Annotated in this window: 17 protein-coding genes and 1 tRNA gene; 7 read left to right on the top strand and 11 right to left on the bottom strand. The window is 64.7% G+C overall.

The features are described from left to right. Nucleotides 1–2 precede the first annotated feature (2 nt). Nucleotides 3–299, top strand: a complete 297-nt coding sequence (locus RMP10_RS09005; RefSeq protein ID WP_309671957.1) for a hypothetical protein — start codon at nucleotides 3–5, stop codon at nucleotides 297–299. On the opposite strand, the gene RMP10_RS09000 is transcribed toward RMP10_RS09005, so the two are convergent. The 6 genes from RMP10_RS09000 to RMP10_RS08975 all read right to left on the bottom strand — a co-directional run bounded on the left by RMP10_RS09000 (nucleotide 286) and on the right by RMP10_RS08975 (nucleotide 6,336). Next, nucleotides 286–4,011, bottom strand: coding sequence for a PAS domain S-box protein (locus tag RMP10_RS09000; protein ID WP_310570003.1), 3,726 nt, complete (start codon nucleotides 4,009–4,011; stop codon nucleotides 286–288). The genes RMP10_RS09005 and RMP10_RS09000 overlap by 14 nt on opposite strands. 299 nt (nucleotides 4,012–4,310) lie before the next feature. Then, nucleotides 4,311–4,739, bottom strand: coding sequence for a hypothetical protein (locus RMP10_RS08995; RefSeq protein WP_310570002.1), 429 nt, complete (start codon nucleotides 4,737–4,739; stop codon nucleotides 4,311–4,313). A gap of 28 nt (nucleotides 4,740–4,767) precedes the next feature. Next, nucleotides 4,768–5,139 carry a hypothetical protein gene (locus RMP10_RS08990; RefSeq protein WP_310570001.1) on the bottom strand — a complete coding sequence of 124 codons (372 nt, stop codon included), beginning with the start codon at nucleotides 5,137–5,139 and terminating at the stop codon, nucleotides 4,768–4,770. Nucleotides 5,140–5,153: 14 nt separating this feature from the next. Beyond that, on the bottom strand, nucleotides 5,154–5,366 hold the full coding sequence (locus RMP10_RS08985) for a hypothetical protein (protein ID WP_310570000.1): 213 nt from the start codon (nucleotides 5,364–5,366) through the stop codon (nucleotides 5,154–5,156). 76 nt (nucleotides 5,367–5,442) lie between these two features. Next, nucleotides 5,443–6,009, bottom strand: a complete 567-nt coding sequence (locus RMP10_RS08980; protein WP_310569999.1) for a hypothetical protein — start codon at nucleotides 6,007–6,009, stop codon at nucleotides 5,443–5,445. Between the two features lie 253 nt (nucleotides 6,010–6,262). Then, a tRNA-Pro gene (locus RMP10_RS08975) sits at nucleotides 6,263–6,336 on the bottom strand. Nucleotides 6,337–6,493: 157 nt separating this feature from the next. Between RMP10_RS08975 and RMP10_RS08970 the strand changes: the two genes are divergently transcribed. Together RMP10_RS08970 and RMP10_RS08965 are read left to right on the top strand one after the other, a co-directional pair. Further along, nucleotides 6,494–9,151: a DUF5916 domain-containing protein gene (locus RMP10_RS08970; protein ID WP_310569998.1), complete on the top strand. Its 2,658-nt coding sequence runs from the start codon at nucleotides 6,494–6,496 to the stop codon at nucleotides 9,149–9,151. 90 nt (nucleotides 9,152–9,241) lie between these two features. Further along, complete coding sequence (locus RMP10_RS08965; protein WP_310569997.1) at nucleotides 9,242–10,048, top strand: CsgG/HfaB family protein; 807 nt, start codon at nucleotides 9,242–9,244, stop codon at nucleotides 10,046–10,048. 32 nt (nucleotides 10,049–10,080) lie between these two features. Here RMP10_RS08965 and RMP10_RS08960 read toward each other — a convergent pair whose 3' ends face one another. From RMP10_RS08960 to RMP10_RS08945, 4 genes are read right to left on the bottom strand one after another with little or no spacing between them, the layout of a single operon-like run. After that, complete coding sequence (locus RMP10_RS08960; RefSeq protein WP_310569996.1) at nucleotides 10,081–14,250, bottom strand: ATP-binding protein; 4,170 nt, start codon at nucleotides 14,248–14,250, stop codon at nucleotides 10,081–10,083. Further along, on the bottom strand, nucleotides 14,247–15,071 hold the full coding sequence (locus tag RMP10_RS08955; protein ID WP_309673177.1) for a PPK2 family polyphosphate kinase: 825 nt from the start codon (nucleotides 15,069–15,071) through the stop codon (nucleotides 14,247–14,249). The genes RMP10_RS08960 and RMP10_RS08955 overlap by 4 nt, the downstream gene beginning before the upstream one ends. Then, entirely contained in the window at nucleotides 15,071–15,526 is a 456-nt protein-coding gene (locus RMP10_RS08950) for a pyridoxamine 5'-phosphate oxidase family protein (protein WP_309673178.1), read from the bottom strand. The genes RMP10_RS08955 and RMP10_RS08950 overlap by 1 nt, the downstream gene beginning before the upstream one ends. After that, nucleotides 15,523–16,428 carry a cation diffusion facilitator family transporter gene (locus RMP10_RS08945; RefSeq protein WP_310569995.1) on the bottom strand — a complete coding sequence of 302 codons (906 nt, stop codon included), beginning with the start codon at nucleotides 16,426–16,428 and terminating at the stop codon, nucleotides 15,523–15,525. The genes RMP10_RS08950 and RMP10_RS08945 overlap by 4 nt, the downstream gene beginning before the upstream one ends. A 241-nt stretch (nucleotides 16,429–16,669) precedes the next feature. Here RMP10_RS08945 and RMP10_RS08940 point away from each other — a divergent pair, with 241 nt between their 5' ends. The 3 genes from RMP10_RS08940 to mtgA all read left to right on the top strand — a co-directional run bounded on the left by RMP10_RS08940 (nucleotide 16,670) and on the right by mtgA (nucleotide 19,563). Beyond that, nucleotides 16,670–17,698, top strand: coding sequence for an OmpA family protein (locus RMP10_RS08940; RefSeq protein WP_310569994.1), 1,029 nt, complete (start codon nucleotides 16,670–16,672; stop codon nucleotides 17,696–17,698). 92 nt (nucleotides 17,699–17,790) lie between these two features. Continuing rightward, the gene (locus tag RMP10_RS08935) at nucleotides 17,791–18,765 is read left to right on the top strand and encodes a lysophospholipid acyltransferase family protein (protein WP_310569993.1); all 975 of its coding nucleotides are present in this window, start codon (nucleotides 17,791–17,793) and stop codon (nucleotides 18,763–18,765) included. Between the two features lie 36 nt (nucleotides 18,766–18,801). Next, complete coding sequence (mtgA, locus tag RMP10_RS08930; RefSeq protein WP_310569992.1) at nucleotides 18,802–19,563, top strand: monofunctional biosynthetic peptidoglycan transglycosylase; 762 nt, start codon at nucleotides 18,802–18,804, stop codon at nucleotides 19,561–19,563. A 36-nt stretch (nucleotides 19,564–19,599) separates the two neighbouring features. Here the strand turns inward: mtgA and fabG are convergent, their stop codons facing one another. Next, nucleotides 19,600–20,379, bottom strand: coding sequence for a 3-oxoacyl-ACP reductase FabG (gene fabG / locus RMP10_RS08925; RefSeq protein ID WP_310569991.1), 780 nt, complete (start codon nucleotides 20,377–20,379; stop codon nucleotides 19,600–19,602). 62 nt (nucleotides 20,380–20,441) lie between these two features. Here fabG and RMP10_RS08920 point away from each other — a divergent pair, with 62 nt between their 5' ends. Beyond that, nucleotides 20,442–21,902, top strand: coding sequence for a DUF4403 family protein (locus RMP10_RS08920; protein ID WP_310569990.1), 1,461 nt, complete (start codon nucleotides 20,442–20,444; stop codon nucleotides 21,900–21,902). Nucleotides 21,903–21,996 lie beyond the last annotated feature (94 nt).

Raw genomic sequence — 21,996 nt, 5'->3', positions numbered from 1 at the left:
GCATGCAGCGTTCGGCCATTCTCACCGCAGTGCCCCACGGACGTGGCCGTACCCGCCAGGTCACCATCCGCAATGTCGGTGACGAGGTCGCGCTGGAGCTTGGCATTCAGCTGATGGCCGAGAAGGAAGACCGGACCGATTGGCTGGAGGGCACGCGACCGCGGGTGTTGGGCCCGGGCAAAGAGGTGTGCCTCGACATTGCGCAGTCGCCGGGGCCGACCGAGTGCAAGCTGATCGTGTCCTGGGTGGACGGACGCGGCAATACAAGCCGCTGGATCGGGGCGATCAGCCGGCGGTAGTGCCCCCCTCCAGACGTTGGTCCGTTGCGCGTCGCGTGTGCTTCACCTCGTACAGCGCCGCGTCGGCGCGCGCAAACAGTGCATCACGCTTGTCGTCCGATCGTACCACGGAAACGCCGACGCTGAACCCCAGCGTGTAGGGTCTGCCCGCGGCGGTGGCATTCGCATTGTGCTTCGACAAGGCGGTCTGCAACCGTTGCACGAGTAGCGCTTCATCGCCTGCCGACTCGAGACCCGTGGCGTAAATCGCGAACTCATCTCCTCCCAGGCGGCCCGCAAAGTCCGTCTCGCGGATGGTCGCCTTCAAGAGGTCACTGATGGCCCTCAGCGCGGCATCGCCAGCGGCGTGCCCATACGTATCGTTGATCGGCTTGAAGCGGTCCAGATCAAGATAGAGGAGCGCGTCATTGCGCTTGCTACGCCGAGCCTGACGCATCCCTTGCTCAACGCGATCGACGAACCCTCGGCGGTTCAACAAGCCAGTCAGTTCATCGTGTTCAGAGAGCTCCGCCAGTCGCGCCTCGAGTGCACGCTGATCGGTCACATCCTGTCCAATACTCGCCGTCCCGATAATCCGGCCATCGCCGTCGCGCAGCACGGTGTTGTCCCAGACGATCAGCCGACGGCGTTTCGTGCGAGTGAGCAATTCGCTCTCGTAGTGCGGCACAAAGTCACGTCCAGCCATCATCCCGTCGAACAGACGACGCATTCCGGCGGCATCGACAGTGAATCGCTGAAACCAATCAGCATTGGCCACCTCTTCGAGTTTCCAACCGGTGAGCGCCAGGAGCGCTTCATTGGCGAAGGTGACCCGACCGGTCTCGTCCAGGGTTACCGCGACCGCGCGCACGGTCTGCAACATGGTCCGGAACGCGGCCTCACTTTCTTGCAGTCCTGCCTCCGCAATTCGACGCGCCGTGACGTCCCGGTTGGCACCGAGAATGTGCGTACAGCGCCCATGCACATCGCGCACTGGCGTGAGGGTGGTTTCGAAGACCAGCGGGCCGTTTGCGCCAACTGACCTGACCTCGAATTGCTGCTTCTGACCGGAGCGGACCGCGTCATCATAGCGCGGTCGAAACGAATTCAGCTGTGCGGGATCGACAATGTCTTGCAGCAGTCGTCCAACGAATGCGTCCAACGGCTTCCCCGTGGTGGCGAGCAGCGGCTCGTTCACCGATTCGCATCGGTAGGCCGCCACGGCGCCCTTGTCGTCTCGTTCCACCCGCATCAGGAACATGAGATCCGACACGTGATTAAACACGAGAGCGAGACGCTCCTCGCGTTCGCGCAACGCCGCCTCGTGGCGATGGCGCTCGGACACATCGCGCACCACGGACAACACGCCGGGTACTCCACGATCGTCAACGCGGGTGCCGACAATTTCGCACGCGACCGCGCTGCCATCGTAACGACGTACCTGCTCCTCGCGTATCGACACGCCATTCACCGACGCCGCCAACGCGGCTTCTGCGCGCGCAACCGCTACCTGAATGTCAGTCACGTGCAACAACGTGTGAATCGGTTGTCCTACCAGCTCGGCAGGATCGTGCACGCCGACAAGACGCGCCATCGCGGCGTTCGCGAACTCGATTCGACCGGACACGTGCTTCACCACGCCATCTGGTAACAGCTCGAGTAGTCGTCGATACCGATCTTCGCTCTCTCGAAGCGCAAGGTCCGCCTTTCGCTCCGCCGTCACGTCGCGCATGGCGACGACTGCACCCTGAATGCTACCGTCCGCAGCGCGCAACGCCTTACCACTCGCCAGCACGGTGCGCGGAAGCTCGTCCCGCGGTGCGATCACCATCTCGGCGTTTCGCACCTCTTCGCCCTGCAAAGACCGGAAGAGCGGAATCTCACAAATTGGCAGTGGTGTCGTACCGTCAGCACGATACAGGTCGTAGGTATCGGCCCAGTGCTCGGGACCGAGCGGCTGATGCACGGCGCCGTGCAGGATGCGCGTGGCACTGTTGAACAGCACCAACTTGCCGGCGGCGTCACAGGCGACGACACCGTCAGAGAGACTTTCCAACGTCGCCTGGAGAAACGCCCGCTCCGACACGAGTTGCTCCTCCGCCCGAACGCGAGCGGTCACATCGGTCGTGAGACCGAGCACGGCGCCGCTACCGTTGGCATCAGGAACGAGCGACAGCGACAGCGACAGCACGCGACTTTGTCCATCCGCTGTCCAGTACCGCTTCTCAACGCACACGCCGTCGAGCTCTCCGTCCCGCAACGACCGCACGGCGTCACGCGTGATATGTGCGTCTTCGGCGGGAGACAGGTCCGGCGCATAGCGCCCGACAAGGCTGCCGGCCGCGTAGCCAAGGGTACGATCGAACGCCGCATTGGTTTGCACGATCGTGCCATCCGCCGCGACGACCGTCACGCCGACCGCGGCGTTCGCGAACATCGCCCGCAACTGAGACTCACTGGCACTCAGCGCGGCTGCCGCGGCCACCTGCTCTCGCTGATCACGCATGATCGCGGAGAAGAAGCCCGGTTCCTCCGGCGACAGCGACGGATGCGCCGTCATGACGATGGACACCGGAATGAGCGTGCCGTCGCGGTGCAGCAACTCGGCGTTGCCCCTCCAGAGACCGTCGCGGAGTGCCGTCGGAAACGCCTCGTGGGCGAGCAAGTGCAGCGTCGATGCCGGATGAAAATGATTGGCCGAAATCAACGCGAGATTGAGATTGTCCGAGAGTCCGACGAGTCTGCGGCCCGACGTGTTGATGTAGTCAACGGTGCCGTCCATCGCGGCAATACCGACGAAGTCGCTCGTAGCTTCGAGCGTCGCCACGAGCCGGGCACGGGCGGCCTCGAGTCGCCGCTCGTTGGTCACATCGCGATAGACCGCGCGGGTGCCGATGCACCGAGACTCGCCCGCGGCGGTCGTGACGTGCTGCGTCGTAGCGCTGCCACGACAGACCACGCGACGGCCGCCGGCGCCAAGTGCCACGACCTCAAGCGTCTCGACGTGCGTTCCGTCAAGCAACTGGCGGGCGGTCTCGACGAACCGGCCCTTGTGTTCCGAAGAGACGAGATCGACCGCGCGCAGGCCGATGGCCTCAGCAGCGGAGAAGCCGAACGCCTGGCACCAGGCGCTGTTGACGTACGTGATGACTCCGTTGCCATCTGCCGCGCAGACGAGTTCCGTTGTGGTGTCCAGAAGCTCCCGGTAACTGGTCGTGGCCAACTCGAGCTCGAGGTACGATCGCCGACTATCGAGCTCGGCGACGACCGCCTGCGCCAGATCCTCCAGCAGCGCCCGGTCATCCGGCGTCCACTCACGAGGAACGTGGTCGATCACGCAGAAGGAGCCGATAACCGTCCCTCCTCGTTCGCGGAGGGGCACGCCGAGGTAGCTGACCACCCCCAGCTCGACGATCGACGGGTTGTCGAAGAGCACCGGATGTACTCGGGCATCGTCGACGATCAGTGCCTTGCCGCTGTTGACCACATGCTGGCAGAACGAGTGCGACAGCGGCGTCTCAGCCCGGGTCGCCCAGGGCTCGGCCAACCCGACGGCCGCAAGAAACCGCTGCCGATCCGGCTCGACCAGCGTTACCAGCGAGATTGGCGCCGCAAGGAACCGGGCGCTGAGGCGCACAAACCGATCGAGCGGGTTCACCGGCGGAACCTCGGCATGGAGGCACGAGGTACCCGCCGAAGCGATGGAGTCGAGACTGGTTGAACTGAGGACCACCGACGCGCCTCCGAGCGGACGAGCCGCGGTTCTGTAAATCCGTCGGCCGGTTACCGACTCCTCGCGAGTATCGGCAGCTGTGGCCAATTCTTGCACCGAGTGGCCGGGGACGGCTCGAGTGTTCCTTGGGGAGACGGGCTAGCGACGGCGTGCGTAACCGTACGATGTGGACGGCGACGCCGATCCCAGCCACTCCGGCCGCCGTCAATGACCACTGGCTGCCGCTGACGATGCGCAGTCTGTCGAAGTCCGCGCCAGCGACCACGACGTGACCGGCTCTCAGAACCGCTTGCTGGCCGCTACGGCACCACAAACGGATCCGTCGATGCACTGACGCGGCCGCCGCCCGTGCTCTCGACCGAAAAGCGCACCACGAGGCGATATGTGCCGGCGTCAATCGTGGACGGCAAACGGTATCCCTCATCCGCGCGCGCATTTCCGGCAAGCACCCTCAGCTCCAGCGTGCAGGCCCTTCCACTCATGTCGACCAGCTCCCATTGTCCGGCGAGGAGTCGATCGAGACGTCCGTTGGTGCAGAGATTGTAGCCTACGGCGGCCTCACTCGCGTTGATGATTTCGAGTTGGAGACTGGTGGCCGAGGTCGGCCCGCTGACCGAGCGGACGAGAATACTGACCTGTCCAGCACGCGGCGCCGTCGCATCGTTTGCATGACAGCCCGCGCACAGCGCAGCGAACGCGAGGAGGCGACGACTCGCACGAATGTTCACATGACGCTCCGGTTGGCAGAAGAACCCTTTAGAGTGGCAGCAAAGACAGTGAAACCTGCTGCGTCGTCACGGCGTCACATCCGCAGTCCATCGTGGCGCGAATCCGCGCGACACTCACGCGGCGCTCAACCGTTTGATGGCCCGTGGCACCGAATCGCAGGGTGTAGTTCCCGCCGTTCCCGGGCACGACGCAGCGCCCCGTCGTTGCATCGCACGACACGCGCGTCGTGAACGGCGCGACCACGTCGACGAACAGCCCCGGAAGCGGACCGCCGGCGGCATTCGTGACCACCGCTTCCACGGCCGTCGGCAACGGACACGGCATCGCGACGCAATCTGCCATGTCACAGCCGGCCAGCAGCAACGCGAGGCCGGCCGCGGAAATTCGCGACCTGTGCATTCGGCGCGTCGCCTTCACGCGCCCTCCTGCAGCAACACCGCCGTCACTGGTCGATTCGCGGCTTGCGTTGCAAACGCCACCGACGCTCGCGCGCCACCGAATGACTGGCCCGCGGCGCCGAACGCACAGAGCACCTGCTCGCTCGGCGGGGGGAATGGCAAATCAATCTTCACGGTGAAGCGGCCCTGCGCATTGATGCGAGCGTGTTCAGATAGCGATCGTGCCACGCACGCGTCTTCATATTCCTCTCCGGCTGAGTAAACGCTTCACGTCGTCGTTCATTGCCGCGCTCGCGGCCTGTCGCTAGTTCGGAACGACGCGCCGGCGTACACGGTCTACGATCAACGATTCGAGTGCCCCCGTTGAGCCACACCCGGCAGATCGTCGTGCTCCAGCGTCGAGATCCTGAGCGCCCGCCACGAGCGCCATGCGCACGCGACTTTCCGAACTTCCCGCAGGTTCGATCCAGACCATCAGCGCCATGGTAACGCGCCACGTATCCGCTTGCGGTCCGCTTAACCCTACACCGCAGTTCAGGTACTTGGACAAGCGCTCATTACCTAACCGGCGGAGCAGCGTCATGCCGCCATTCCCGATCAACCCCGCGGGATCATTCGTCGTGACGGGAACCTTGAGTTCTTCCAACACTGCCACCGTTGCCGCACGCGTGGCGTCGTGGGACGCCGCAACCACTTCCGCCGTCGTGGCCGCCGAGTCGAGCGAAATCGGCTGATTGTACCCCGGTAATCGCACGCGGACGGGCGACAGTTGAGCGGACGCGGTAGTTCCGACCGTTGCACACACGAGAAGCGCTGCGCCGAGGCCATTCCACACGTGCCGCTGGAGCCACATGAGGCTTCGTTGCATCATAGACATCTCATTGCCAGAAGTGACGTGAACCGCACCGGGACTCCAGAAGTCCGGATCAGTGTCGCGCACCCAAGGACGTGTGGGCGTACGCGGCGAAGTAAAACTGCGCGTCAAACGCCGCCGGCGGAACAGAGTTCAGCGGGACCAGTCGTCGCTGCGTCTTTCTCGCCCGGTGCGCTTGCGGTCGCCACGAAGGCGACAAAGCAAAAGCCCCACAACGTGTAAGACGTTGCAGGGCTGTGCTTTCCAAACATCGGGATGACAGGATTCGAACCTGCGACCCCCTGAACCCCATTCAGGTGCGCTACCGGGCTGCGCCACATCCCGTCGCGGTCAACCAGCCCGCGGACAGACTGAAGAACGTAATCCCCTCCCCCTCCTCAAGCCAGTGCCTGCTGGCCGATTTCCGATTCTCCGAACGCCCGGCGACCCGCCTGCGTAGTCTCTCCGTGTCGTTCACCTGCCCGCCTCTGCTGAGTACCGAGTGATCTGTCTGGCCCGTGTTGCTGCCCGTCTCCGTTCCCCCCGCACGCTCGCGGTCGTCCTCGCAGCGCTCGGCGGCCTGTGTATCAACAGCCTCGGCGCCCAGCCTTCGCCCAAAGTCGCCCGTGCCGTGCGCCTCGCACGGGCCCCACGGATAGACGGTCGCCTCGACGACGCCGCATGGTCCCGCATTGAGCCCATCACCGATTTCCTGCAGCGACAACCCGCCGAAGGCCAAGCGCCGACCGAAGCCACCGAAGTCTTCATCGCCTACGACGCCGAAGCACTGTACGTCGGTGCGCGCATGCGCCGCCGCGACCCCAAGGACTTGGCCCGAGCGGTCACGCGACGCGACGGGTTCGGCAACGCGGAAAAGTTCACCATTACCTTCGATCCGCAGATGGACCGCCGCACCGCCGTCGGCTTCGGCGTGTCGGTGGCGGGCGTCCGCTCGGACTTCCGGCACACGCAGGACGATGACATGCGCGGGCGCGAGAGCCAATACGACCCGGTCTGGACGGCAGCGACGCGGGAGGACGCCAGTGGGTGGACCGCGGAAATGCGCATCCCCTTCTCGCAGCTCCGGTTCCCCAAGGCCGAGCGGCAGCGATGGGGGATGCAGATCGATCGCTGGATGCCTGACAAGAATGAAGACGTCCAGTGGGCGATGGTCTCGCCGAGAGAGACAGGCTACGTCTCGCGCTTCGGTACGCTCGAAGGCCTTGATGGCGTATCGCCGACGCGCCCCGTGGAGTTCATGCCGTATGTGGCCGGCGACGCCACGCGGCGCGCGACCACGAGTACCGAGAATCCGCTCAATCGGCCCTTCGCTGGTCGGATGGGACTGGACGCCAAGACGGCGTTGGGCTCCAGTCTCACCCTTGATGCGACCGTCAATCCGGACTTCGGGCAAGTGGAAGCCGACCCGGCCGAGGTGAACCTCAGCGCCTTCGAGACCTTCTTTGACGAACGCCGTCCGTTTTTTACCGAAGGCAGCGAGATGGTCCGCGGCAACGGCGCGCAGTACTTCTATCCGAGACGTATCGGCGCAGCGCCGCATGGCTCCGCGACCGGTGACTTTGTCGACGTGCCCCGCAGCAGCACCATCCTTGGCGCCGCGAAGCTCACCGGGCGATTGCCGAGCCGTCTGTCGATTGGCGCGGTGACGGCCGTGACCGCCGCCGAGCAGGCCCGCGTGTTCCGTGCCGACTCCGGCGTCACGAATGCCGTGCAAGTCGAGCCACGGTCAGCCTACGGCGTGCTTCGCCTGCAGCAGGAGATCGGATCGCAGGCCTCGACGATCGGTGCGTCCTTCAGCACCGTGCAACGCTCCGTCGGCGGTCAGTCGGCACTGGCGGCACTGTTGGCGCGCGAGAGCTACTTCGGCGGCGCCGACTGGCGCATCCGTTTCCAACAAGGCAAGTACGCCATCAGCGGGTTTGTGGCGGGCTCGCATGTCGCCGGTGACACGGCGTCAATCCGACGGCTCCAGGTCGCGAACTCGCGCCTCTTTCAGCGCCCCGATCGCCGCACGACCGTGTACGACGCGCTCAAGACCTCTCTGTCGGGATACTCGGCGCAACTGCGCGCCGACAAGGATGCGGGCCAGCACATTCTGGCAGGCGCCGAAGTCAAGATCGAGTCGCCCGGCTTCGAGATCAACGATCTGGGTCGTCTGCAATCGACCGATGATATCGAGTACAACGCCGACGTGCAGATCCGCGAAACCACACCCGGACGGTTCTTGCAGAACTGGCGACTCGGCTTCGAAACGCGAGGCGCGTGGAACTTCGAGCGCACACACCAGCTGAATACGTGGTCGCAGAACAGCAGTGCCACGCTCAAGAACTTCTGGAATCTCAACGTACGCTCCACCATCGCCCTCGCCACCGTCGACGACGCGATCACGCGCGGCGGGCCCTACATGGGACTGCCCCGTGAGTTCCGGCAGGAGTTCCGGATCAACAACCCGTTCGGCGCCCGCACCGGATGGCGCGTGAACGGTGGCTATGGCGTCGACGAATTCGGCGCGTGGCGCCGCAACGTGTCGGGGCAAGTCACGCTACGGCCGTCGCCGCGAGTGTCGGTGTCCATGGAACCTACGGTGCAATCGGGAACCGAACCTCGGCAGTACGTCACGCGCATTGCGGGTGGTACGCGCACGTTCGGCAATCGCTATGTGTTTGCCTTCATCGATCGTACCACGATCTCCACGAAACTGCGCGCCAACTACGCGTTTTCACCCAACCTGTCACTCGAGGCCTACGCTGAACCGTTCGTGGCGACTGGGCGCTACTCCCGTATGGGCGAACTGTCGGCACCTCGTAGCCGCATGCTCCGCGAGTACGGCACCGATGGAACTACCATAACTACGGACTCCGCGGGAACACGCACGATCACCGATGGCACACAGTCCTTCACCGTCGGCAATCGCGACTTCAACATTCTGTCATTCCGCTCCAACATGGTGATGCGCTGGGAATGGACGCCGGGCAGCACCTTCTTTCTGGTCTGGCAGCAGAACCGACGGACCGCCGAGGCGTTTGGCGACCCCGCCCGAGCGCGCGATCTGTTCCGCACCACCCGCGCCAGCGGGGACAACTTCCTGGCCGTCAAAGTCAGCTACTGGCTTCCCGTCCGTCTCGGGGGACGCCGCTGAGGCTGCTCTCTCTGTGCAAAAGTCACGCGTGACAGCCCCCTCGTACGCCACGTGAATTGACATCCAGACCGCCGACCGCACCTTTCACGTATGCCTACTGCCCTGCGCGTCCTGCTGTTGGCCTTCGGCCTGGCTCCGCTGTCTCTCGCTCCCGGCACGACGTCGTCAATACCGACATCGCCTGCGGCTGCCCGCAAGACCGTTGCGGTGCTCACGTTCGACAACAACACCGGCAAGTCGGATTACGATCACCTTGGCAAGGGCATGGCAGCCATGATGACGACCGATCTCGCGGCGGTGAATGACATTCAGCTGTTGGAGCGGGAGCGTCTCGCCGACGTCACCAAGGAGATCGATCAGCAGCGCTCGCGCTATTTCGATTCGACCACGGCCGTGAAAGTGGGACGACTGTCGGGCGCGCAATACATCGTGATCGGTTCGATCGCCGCCGTGAATCCGCAGTTGCGCATTGACACGCGCATCATTCGCGTGGAAACCGGCGCCATCGTGAAGACCGCGAATGTGACTGGCAAGGAAGAGAAGTTCTTCGAGCTGCAGAAGAAACTGGCGCGACAACTGGTGAAGGATCTCGACATTGCCCTCACACCGGAAGATGAGGCCAGGCTCGATGCGCGACAGGAATCCAATCGCGTGGACGATCTCGACGCCGTCGTGAAGCTGTCGAACGCGATGAGCATGGCCGACGCCGGTGATTACGGCGGGGCCACGCTCAAGATCGCGCCGGTCGTCGCGAAGTATCCCAACAGCACCTTCGTAAAAATCACCGCCGACGAGATCAAGAAGCGGGCGGCGCAGAGTTCGAAGGAAAAGGCCAAGAACGGCATCAACACCGGCATCAACAAGCTGATCAAGCGGAAGTGGCCGCCCGCGAACTAGCCCGCGAACTAGCCCGCGAACTAACCCGCGAACTAACCTCGCACACTCGCCAGCGCGTCGTCCACCGACTTCCGCAGGTCATCGAGTGCCACGGGTTTGAGCAACACCGCATGCGCGCGAGACGCCGCAATCCGCTCCGGTGTGAGCCGATGGCTGAAGCCCGTGAGGATCAACACTGGCATGTCCGGGCGCAGCGTGTGCACGGCCTCGGCCAGCATATCGCCCGTCATGACCGGCATCGTCTGATCGGTGATCAGCAGGTCTACCGCTGATGGCTGCCCCTGAATGAATGTGAGCGCCGCCTCGGGCTGCGAAAACACGTGCACGACATGTCCATAGTGCTGCAGCGCGCGCTCCACCACGCGCGATACGCCGGGCTCGTCATCCACCACGACCAGGCAGGCGCCGGCGTAGGGACTCTGTTCGAGCACATCGTTCTCGTCCGCTTCCATGGCGCTCCCGTATGCCTCCGTCGACATCTCGTCCTCGGCGTCGAACTCCGTAATCATCTCGGCTTCATCGACTTCTTCGTCCCACAGCCCCTCGATGATCGCACGCGGAAACAGGAGCTCGAACGTGGTGCCCTGGCCGATCTCGCTCATTACATCGGCACGACCCAGGTGTGACACCACGATGCCGTGCAGCACTGCCATGCCCAGCCCGGTGCCTTCGCCGGTCGGCTTCGTGGTGAAGAAGGGCTCGAAGATGCGGTGTCGCACGTCGGCCGACATGCCGTCGCCTGTGTCGCGAACCTGCAGCACCACGACCGATCCGTGTGGCGCTGGTGACGACTCGGGCACGATACGCGACGACAGCGTAATCGTGAGCACGCCATCGGTCTTGTCGCGCATCGCGTACTCGGCATTCGACACCAGATTGAGCAGCAGCTGCTGTAGCTGTGTGGGATCGCCCATCATCAACTGCGAGTGTTCCGCGCCTTCGATCACCAGCGTCACCGTGCGCGGAATCATGCGACGCAACAGCGGCTGCAGATCGAGGACCAGTCGCGACAGATTCACGTATTCGCGCGTCGGCGTGGACCGTCGGCTGAAGGTGAGGATCTGCCGGACGACGTCGCGCGCGCGATCGCTGGCATCCAGAATCGCCCCGAGATTCTCCTCGTTGCTACGCCCCTTTCGCAAGGCGCTTTTGGCGAGTTCGGCGTTGCCACGGATAACCCCGAGCAGATTATTGAAGTCGTGCGCGACGCCGCCGGCGAGCGTACCGAGGGATTCGAGCTTCTGCGCTTCGCGGATCTGCGCCTCGAACCAGGCCTTTTCCGCTTCGGCCTGACGCACCAGGCTGAGATCGCGGATCACAAGGTGGCGCAGCAGGCCGCCTTCGTTCGGTACCGCGGTGACGGTGCACTGCACCGGAACGTCGGCATCGCCGCGCCGCACCGTGAATTCCTGCGGCGGGGGCGTACCCACCTCTTTGCTCGGCGGCAGCGACAGCAGTTCGTCCAGCGGCCGGTTCTGCAGCTGCTCCGGCATCGACACGCCGAACAGCGTGGCCGCCATGCCATTTCCGGTGACCACGCGACCGTCATCCACCAGCAACTGCGCATCCATCGCTCGATCGAAGATCGTGCGAAACTTCCGCTCGCTGTCGCGCAGCCGGCGTTCGCTCTCCAGCAGCCGCAACCCGTTGCTGCGGATGACATTCACCCGCCAGCGGAAGGCGGCAATCACTAGCAAGACGGCCAACGCGGCGTACAGTCCGATTGCGTACCATGTCCGCCAGACCGGCGCACGCACGGAGAACGAGCGCCGCACGGGTCCGTACTCGCGACCGGCCCAGTCGTACGCCCATGCTTCGAGGACGTAGTCACCGGACTCGAGATCCAGATAGTACCGGTTCGGCGCATCGAGCCACACCGAGCGCCGTGCATCGGCAACGCTCTCGGCGATGCCGATCGAGTCACCGCCGCCGCCGTCAACGTCACCACCAGCGCCGAAGAAAGCGCTGCGCCGATGCAGCCGCACGCGATATCGCGTTTCTTCCTCACGGTGATACGTGAAGAGCATCGGCTCGACGTGCAGGTCGTTCTCGTCGGGATCGAGGTCGAGGTCATCCGAGAGCTCACGTCCGGTCGCTCCGGCCGTCGCGCGCAACTCGAGTCGGGCAGGAAGCTGCCGGCGCGCCGCCGTCAGATCCACGACACCCAGTCCGGCGGATGTGCCGACCCAGGCCACATTGGGCGACCCACCGATCGACACGGAGGACACTTCGCTCGAGGGAAGCCCATCCGACTCGGAGACCTGCGTGGCAACGCGCCACAGCGCCGTATCCGGCTTCGTCACCTCGAGCGTGATCAAACCGGTGAGCGTCGAGATCAGCAGGAGACCGTTCTGACCGCAACGCATCGAGGTCGGACCGAGGGAGTTGGTGAGCGACAAGAGTCGCGACGGCAAGAGTGACCACACCCCGCCTGCGTCCTCGTGCCGCCAGAAGACGCCGCGCTCGCTGTCGAGGGCGAACAGATGCGACGACGCGCCCACCGGGAGCCGACAGATCTCGCTGACCACGCCGGTGCCGAGCGCGCGCGCACCGACATCAGGAATACGCTCGACCACGCGGCCAGACGTCGTGAGGCGGTACACGACGTGTGCACCGCCGGCGTAGACCACGGGCATCCCCTTCACGTCGCCTGATGCCAGTCCAGTCACCGAGCCGACTACCGGAAGCGATGACGGCGTCCAGCGCGTCCCGTTCCACTCGAAGAGTCCCCGGTCGGTACCCGCCACAAGAGCGTTGCGACCATCAGGAAGCGTCAGCCGTCGCACGCGATGCACGATTCGATCGTCCAGCCCGTCTCCTATAGCTGCAATCGATCGATCGCGCCGTGCAAATACGCGACCGTCGGCCACGAAGATCAGGCGCTCCGCTACCAACGACGGCGTCGCCCCGCGCGGCAGCGCCGGTTCGAGGCTCGAGAACCCAATCTCGCGCACCGTGCCGTACGAGGTGCCATTCGGTCGCAGCAGCCGCTCGATCCGACCGTTTGATGTCACGTGCATCAAGCCCGAGCGCGACGATCCCATCCAAACATCATCGCGGCCACCCGCGCCTGGCACGGCCAACACCGACACCAGCTGTTCTTCGTAGCCACCGGCTTGCAGATCGACGGTGCCAGCCACGCCGATGGACAGTCGGGAGAGATGACCGCCACGCGCCGAGATGTACACGGCAGCACCACCGGCGTGGCGCGGGACCGCGCGCAGCAGGGTGACCGTTCCGCGGCGCTCGGAGATGCTCGACGGGATCGCGCGCCACTCGGCGTCACCGCGCCTCTCGTACAGCTGACCGTCGGTGGTGCCAGCCCACAGCGTCAGCCCACCAGACGCCGAGGGCACTGCTTCGACGCGATTGGCACGATTGGGAGAGCCGGCAAGTCGTACGAAACGTTGCTCCGTTACGTCGAGCGCGTACACACCGCCGACGCCCGCCACGAACACGCGCGCTCCGGGCGCACCTGGCGCGGCGGTCAGGTACTGCGCATCGGGGCTGTCGAGACCTTCGCGCGCCGTGAACGCGGTCCATACGCCGGCGCGGTATCGCGCCACACCGCCGAGCGACGACGCCACCCAGAGTTCGGGTATGCTATCCGCGCCGGTTGTCGCCGTCACCATCAGGCCGAGCGGAGCGATGCCGGCAGGAAGCGTCAGGCGGACGAACTTCACCCCGTCGAAGTACGCGACGCCGTTCGACGTGCCAGCGACGACACGGGACGTTCCGTCAATCGCGCGCGTCTCGGCCAGACTGTAGATCACCGGTCCGGGAAGCCCGTCGGCTTCAGAGAATCGCTGCAGCGGCACACCACTGCGCGACCGCAGGATCCCGCGGCGCGTTCCCATCCACCGGGAGTGATCGGAACTGAAGAGCAATGACCGCACTTGCTGGTCGGCGAACTCCGGTGGCAGGGGTTCGCGCCGCCACGTGCCGCCAGCATACGCGTACACACCGTCCTCGGCCCCAAGCCACGGTTGGCCACGGGTGTCGACGTCCATGGCGTACACCGTCGAACTACGCAGACCCGAGCTGCGATCGAACCGACGCTCGGCGATCATGCGCAACTCGGCGGCGGCCGGAATCACGGCGGCGAACGATGGCGATGGCTGTGCACGGGCGTTCGGCGTTACCCCCGCCATCGCGAGCGCGAACAGCAGCGACTTGGCAGGTCCGATGGCGCCACGGTTCACGCGAAGCCCGTGGCCGCGGCGCGCACGGTCTCGTCCATCGCCGGGTACGCCGACTTCGTGGACTCAAGCGTCTCCACCAGCATCCGCGCGATCAGGTGGTTGCGCACCGCCTTGTCGTCTGAGGGCACCACATACCACGGAGCCCACGGTGTGCTGCAACGTTCGAGCATCTCGCGATACGCGTCGGTGTAGTCGTCCCAGCGCTCGCGGTCTTTCAGATCGTCGAGCCGAAACTTCCAGTTCTTGGTTGGATCTTCGAGTCGCGCCGTCAAGCGATCGTGCTGTTCTTCACGAGACACGTGGAGCATGCACTTCCGAATGAGGACACCACTGTCGGTGAGCATACGCTCGAAGGTGTTGATGTGATCGTACCGGGCGCGCCACACGGGCTCGGGAACCAGTTCGCGGACGCGCACGGCGAGGACGTCTTCGTAGTGCGACCGGTTGAAGACGCCGATCATCCCGCGTGGCGGCACGACCTGATGCGCGCGCCAGAGGAAGTCGTGACGCAATTCGAGTGGGGTCGGCGGACCGAAGGCCGCCACGTGCACTCCGGTGGGATTGAAGGCGCCGTATACCGTCTTGATCACACCGTCCTTCCCCGAGGCATCGCGGCCCTGGAGGACCAACAACAACGCGTGCCGACCGTCGGCATGGAACGCCTCCTGCAGGTCGGAGAGCCGCGCGAGCAGCGACTGCGTGGCCGCCTCGAGCGCCGCTTTGTCGACCGGCGTCTCGAGACGCGCCGCCTTGCTCCCGAGCTTGATCTTCTCGTCGAGATCGACCGGCAACAGCTGCAGCGACGTCAGCGCATTGACCATCACTCAGTCCCGCCGATCGTGGCTGCACGACCCGTCATTTCCTGCACGGCAATCACGAAGGCCAGCTCTCGGGCCGGCGTGGGATCGTCGGCGTCAAAGGCGGTCGGTATGAGTGTGCGGAACCGCTCCACCGCCTGAGCAAACCGTTCGACGTCCTGCGGTGACCCTTCAGGATCGGGGAATTCGATACGTCCGTGCACGACCACGCTGCGCCACTGGAACAGCGCTTTGATCTCATCCACTTCGAAGGCGATCCACGGATGATGCGCAAGCACGTTCACCTTCGTGCCGTACTGCGTCCGACCGTAGATGTGTCCATGCGAGAACACGTAATGCATCGGCTCGATGTCGACCCGATCGCGAAAACTGAAGGCGAGACGGCCGACGTGCTGCGACGTGAGCAGCGCCTCGCATTCCGATCGATCGAGTACGTGAAAGTCAGGCGGCCTGGTCATGCTTCCTCCGTCGGCTCGAACGGCTCCATGTGAATGAGCACTCCCATGGCCGCCGGTACCCGCTGCCGGATCGCGGTTTTCACCATACCAGAGAGAATGTGCGCGTCGTGGAGCGAAAGCGCAGGGTCGGCCTGCACGTGAATGTCCACGTAGAATGCGGTGCCGGATTTCCGGATTTTGAGCTTCTCGATGGCAAGCACGCCGGGCGTGCTCTGCGCGGCATCGGACACGGTGGCCAGCACCGCCGGCTCCGGCGCCCGATCCATCAAGTCGCGCAGCGCCGTGCGCAGCAGCAGGCTGCCGTTGATCACGATGACACCGGCCGCCACCAGCGCCGCCCAATCATCCGCCGGCTCCCACCCGGGTCCACCGATCAGCGCCATGGAGATGCCGATGAAGGCCGCACCCGACGTGATCGCGTCAGCGCGATGATGCCACGCGTCGGCCGCCACGACGACACTGCCCGACACGGCGCTGACCGCCATCACCCGTTTGGCGAGCAACTCCTTGACCACGATCACCATCGCCAGCACGAGCAACGTCCACCAGGCGGGCGCGTGGTGCGGCGTGCGAATCTCCGCAATCGCCTCGATGGCGATGCCCGCCGCGGCGCCGAGCATAATGGCCGACACGGTGGCCGCTGCGAGTGCCTCGGCACGCCCGTAGCCGAACGGATACAGCTCGTCAGGATCCCGACTGGCGATCCGGAGCCCACTCCAGACCACGAGTGAGCCGACCATGTCGGTCGAACTCTCTACCGCGTCAGCGACTAGCGCGTAGGAGTTCCCAACCAGCCCGGCCACCAACTTGATCACCGCCAACCCCGCATTGATCACCAGTCCGAGCTGCGCGAGGCGCTGGGACTGAGGGACGGGGGGACGGGACGGGTGTTCCGGGCTCATCTATACAGAACAAAGTAGAGGGAAACTGTGATGGATGACCATACTTGGTCGTCTATCCCAACGAAGTCGTCCCTGTGACGCTCGTGGCATCATTTGTGTGATGTAGTCACTGTTGCCGGGAGTCTGTCGCGGCGTAAGTTACTGAACGGTGAGCGCAACTACAGTTCTAACTCCTTTCGTCCCAATTCGTTGGTGGAAGTTAGTGACCGCGCTCATCAAGGCTCACCTATTCGGGAGGGATATGCGTACCCTACACAAGTTCATCATCGGTGCCACTCTTAGCGTGGCACTTCCGGCGTCCGCTTTCGCGCAGCGTCAGGGCGCCATCGAACTCGGCGCGTTCGGCCGTGTTACGAAGTTCGCCGACACGCTGAAGCTCGACACGGGCCTAGGCCTAGGCGGCCGCGCCGGTATCTACGCGTTCAAGAACTGGCTCCTTGAAATGGAGCTCAGCTACGCAGACGTGGACGTGAACCTGCCGCGCAGCGGCGACGTGTCTCGCGACACGCTCAACAAGGTGTCCCACGCGTTGTGGGCCTACCGTCTGACGTACAACCACCCGCTCTCCGATCGCGTCAAGCTGTTGGCGGGTGCTGGCTATGCGTACGACTCGTACGGACGTGTGCGTATCGTGGCACCGCGTGGCGGTGGCCCGCAGGGTCTGCTTGGCCTGCGGTACATCATCAACGATCGCCTCTCGGCTCGCTTTGAAGGTACCGGCACGTACGTGCTGCCGGCCGACGACGACGCCAAGCCGGTGGCTCGCGCTGCCGCGTTCAACCTCGGCGCTCAGGCTGGTCTGAGCCTGTCGTTCTTCACGCGCGATCCGAAGCCGCGTGTGCAGTATGACACCGTTCGCGTATCACAGCGCGACACGGTGTACGTGAATCGCATCGACACTGTTCGCATCGCCGGGCCGGCGGCCCGTCCGATCGTGATCGGCGCGATCAACTTCGCGTTCAACAAGAGCGATATCTCGAACGAAGCGAAGACGATCCTCGACATCATTGCGGCGTCGTTGGTCGAACCGACGAACTCTTCGCGCACGATCACCGTCACGGGTAACACCGACGCGATCGGCTCGGAGCGCTACAACGAAACGCTGGGCCAGGCCCGTGCCGATCAGGCGAAGGCTTACCTCGTCTCGAAGGGCGTGGCGGAATCGCGCGTGGTGGCGCGTACGCAGGGCGAGAAGGACCCGGTTGCTCCGAACACGACCGACAACGGCCGTGCGACGAACCGCCGCGTGCTGGTGATGCTGACCAACTAAGGCGCGTCCTTGGTTCTCCGGTACCGCGAACGCCGCGTCGATCTTCGGATCGACGCGGCGTTCGACTGTCGTTCCGTTAGATTGTGTGACGCATGCATACCCCATCCGCCTCTGCTCCAACGCCGACGCCGGCCGCCAAGCCGGCCGCGAAAGCGGCTACGCTGTCGCACCGGCTGGAGTACGTCGGGACGCGAGTTGCCGTATTCGGGCTCCGGCTCCTCGGCTGGCGCGGCGCGAGTTGGGTGGGAGGCCTGATCGGACGCTTCGTCTACAGCCCGATCGGCATCAGGGCCGGCGTCGTGGAGCGCCAGATCGCCGCCGCTTTTCCGGAGTTTTCGCGGGAACGCGTGCTGGAGGTCTCCCGTCGCTCCTATGACAGCCTTGGCCGAACGTCCATCGAAACGGCGGTGCTGCCGGGGACCTCGTCGCAACACGTCCTCGACCGCGTAGAACGGGTCGAGGGATGGGAGCTGGTGGAAGCAGCCATGGCGAAAGGGAAAGGGCTGCTCATCGTCACCGGCCATCTGGGGAACTGGGAGTTCGGCGGCGCGTACTTCGCGGCTCGAGGCATTCCCATCGACGTCGTGGCCCGCGGCATGGCCAACCCGATCTTCGATGCCTATCTCACCCGCACGCGGCGCGAGATCGGCATGGAAGTGATTCACGACAAGGACGCCGTGCGCCGCACGCCGCGATCGCTGCGGGAGAACCGCGCGATCGCTTTCGTGAGCGATCATGATGCCCTGGGGCTGGCGAGCACCTTCGTGCCGTTTTTCGGGCGCCCGGCCAAGACCCCGCGCGGCCCCGCTGTGTTCTCGTTGCGCTTCGATGTCCCCACGGTATTCGTGGGTGTCGTTCGTCAGCCCAGCGGGCGCTACGCGATCCTCATCGAGCCGGTGGAGGTCGAACGCACGGGTGATCGCGAGGTCGATATCGATGCGATCGTGCTGCGCTATACGCAGATCCTCGAGCGCCTCGTCCGCGAGTACCCCGAGCAATACTTCTGGCAGCATCGGCGCTGGCGTCGTCAGCCGCCCGATACGCCGCCGCATCTACGCGAGCCATGAGCCGTCATCAGTGAGCCGGAATGTGAGCTGTCGTCCGTGAGCCCCGCCAAGAAGGTGAAGCGCCCCAGGGCCGCGAAGCGCGTCACCGGCTGGCGTGCCATCGTAAGGCGCCTGGCGTTGATCGCGCTCGTTCTGATGGCGCTCCCGATTCCGTTCATTCTGCTGTTCGCCGTCGTGCAACCACCGGCGACGTCGGTCATGCTGCAGCGCGTGGTCGCGCGCACGGCCAGCGGTGAGCGGCCGATCTGGCCGGCGCACACCACCGTGTCGCGCGCCGGTCTTTCGCCGTATCTCCGGAGGGCGGTGCTGGCGTCCGAAGATGATCGCTTCTATCTCCACTTCGGCATCGATACGGTGGAGCTCAACAACGCGCTCGAGCGTCGACGCCGTGGCGGAAAGCTACGCGGCGCCTCCACGCTCACCCAGCAGGTGGCCAAAAACCTCTTTCTGTGGAACGGACGTTCGTTCGTGCGCAAAGGCATCGAGGCCTACGTCGCGCTGCTGCTCGAACTGCTGTTGTCGAAAGAGCGCATTCTCGATTTGTATCTCAATCTCGCCGAATGGGGCCCCAATGCCTTCGGCGCCGAAGCAGCCGCGAGGCTGCATTTCAACAAAAGTGCAGCCTCGCTGACGCGGGATGAGGCTGCACGCTTGGCGGCAATCCTCCCGGCCCCGCGGCGCTGGTCGCCGAAGGGATCGATCGCTACCCGGCGCGCGGCCACGATTCTGGTACGCATGCAGTACGCCGCGCCGAAGACCGAACCGCCCGCACCGGCGAGAAAACGTCGTAAGGCCTAAACCGACGGGCTTGATCCCGACGGGCGTGATCCACCGTCAGGTGCCGATCACCAGTCCGCCATCCACGGTCAGCACCGCACCATTGATGAACGCGGCGAAATCGGACGCCAGGAAACAGTAGGCGTTGGCAACGTCCTCGGGTGAGCCGAGGCGACCCGCTGGCGTGTGGGCCTGCATGGCCTCGAGCGACGACGACGGCATTCTAGCCGTCATCTCGGTGGCGATGAACCCCGGCGCGATCGCGTTGACGGTGATGTTCCGTTTCCCGAGCTCGCGGGCCCAGACCTGCGTCATCCCGATCACGCCCGCCTTCGTCGCGACGTAGTTCGTCTGCCCGAAGTTGCCATTGAGCGCCACCACGGACGACGCGTTCACAATGCGGCCCCCGCCACGTTTCAGCAGTTCGGGGACCACGGCCTGCGTGCACGTGTATACGCCCTTGAGATTCACGGCGATGACGGCATCGAACTCGTCGTCCGTCATGCCTCCGGTCACGGCACCGTCCTTGATCTTTACCAACTGGGCGTCGCGCGTGACGCCGGCGTTGTTGATCAAGATGTCAATCCCGCCGAAGTGTGCCACCGTCGCCGCGACCGCCGCATCGACGCTGACACGCCGCGTCACGTCCGCCTCGACGAACACGATATTCAGTCCCTCATCGGCAAGCTCAGCTGCAGCCGCCTCACCCACGGCGGCGACGCGATCCCAGATGGCGACGTGCGCGCCACTTTGTGCGAGACGGCGCGCCGTGGCGCGTCCAATGCCGTTTGCGCCGCCGGTCACTACCGCGATACGCTGTGTCAGATCGATATGCATGCGCGCCAAACTATCGTGCGGCCTCTGCCGTGCAAGAGGAAACATGCCTGTACCTTTCGTACATGAAGCAAACTGATCTCCTGTGGGGAGTGGCCCTGCTCTCGACGTGCGCCCTCAGCGCGTGCCGCAGCGAATCACTCACGCCATCCGCCCCCACCTCTCGACCGGGAATGCGCAACATTCCGGAATTGCCATCGATGCCGGTGTCGATTGTCGATGCGCCGATCAGCTACGCACTCGAGCCCGCACTCACGGCGCTCGAGCAAGCGGTGCCGACGCGCTTCGGCGATCTGGACAAGCGCGTGCAAATTCCGGGCAATAAGCGACAGCAGGTGGCCTTCGCGGCCACGCGCACGCCGTTCGCCGTGAAGTTCGACGGCCAGAAGCTCACGTTGACCACCACGGTCTCGTACACTGGCCGTGGGTGGTACAAACCCGTGATCGGGCCCACGCTCAGCGCATCGTGTGGCACCGACGGCTCTCCTCCACGACTCAACGTCGTGCTATCCACCGACATCGGACTCAATCCGGAGTGGATCCTCGAGTCGCGCTCACGTGTCGCGTCGCTGCGTGCGTCGTCGAGCGATGTGCGCGACGCATGCCTGGTGACGTTCCTCAAGATCGATGTCACTGATCAAGTCATTCGCGCCGTTCGACCGCTATTGGCGTCGAAGCTGCCCGCCCTCGATCGCAAGATCGCCGCGTTCGACGTGCGCAAGCGCGTCGAGAAATGGTACGGTATGCTGCAACGGCCCATTCGTGTGCGCGACAGCCTCTGGCTCGAATTGTCGCCGGAGCAACTCCGACTCGGCGAATTCTCGCTGCAGGATAGCGCGCTGGTGGCCACGATCCGTCTCTATGCGCATCCGCGTCTGGTGGCCGGTCCTCAGCCGATCGAGCCCACGTCGCCGTTGCCGCCGTTGTCGCCCGCGCTCAAGGAGGTCGGCGACAGCGCCCGCATACGCATCGAGGGCCTTCTCCCATACGACGTGGCGTCGTCGACGTTGTCGCGCGAGCTGATCGGCCGGAAGTTCCGCCGCTTCGGCCGCTCGGTCCGCCTCGACTCGATTGCGGTCTCCCCGCTCGACGACGGCCGGGTCGTGCTCGCGGTGCGCGTGAGCGGGGACATTGACGGTACGGCGTACCTGGTTGGCACGCCGCAACTCGATCAGGCCACACGCGCGCTGATCGTTCCCGATCTGGACTTCGACGTCTCCACCAGCAACGCGCTCGTGCAGGGCCTCGCGTGGCTCCGCAAGGGTGACATGGTGGCGCAGCTGCGCAAACAGGCCCGCTTCCCGCTCGACACCATTCTCGAGGAGACGCGAACCAAGGTGGAGGGTGCGTTGAATCGTGATCTAACCAGCGGCGTCGAGTTGTCCGGCACCGTGCGTACGGGCAGGCTGCTGGACGTGCTGGTCCATCCGCGCTGGCTCGTGGTGCGGGCCGAAGCCGCCGGTACGCTGGCGCTGGCGGTCGACCGTCCCATCAAGGTCAAGAAGAAGATCAGCGCGTCGCGCTGAGTGTCGCACGCGACGAGTGTACCCTTGGTTCGTTGCGAAATCGCCGTTACACTGCGCTCGTGGCCGCTCTTGACGCCACCTGTGCCCAATCATC

The organism is Gemmatimonas sp. (assembly GCF_031426495.1).
Taxonomy (GTDB): Bacteria; Gemmatimonadota; Gemmatimonadetes; order Gemmatimonadales; family Gemmatimonadaceae; genus Gemmatimonas.
The sequence above is the reverse complement of the archived record's forward strand: the minus strand, read 5'-3'. Positions and strand labels throughout refer to the sequence as shown.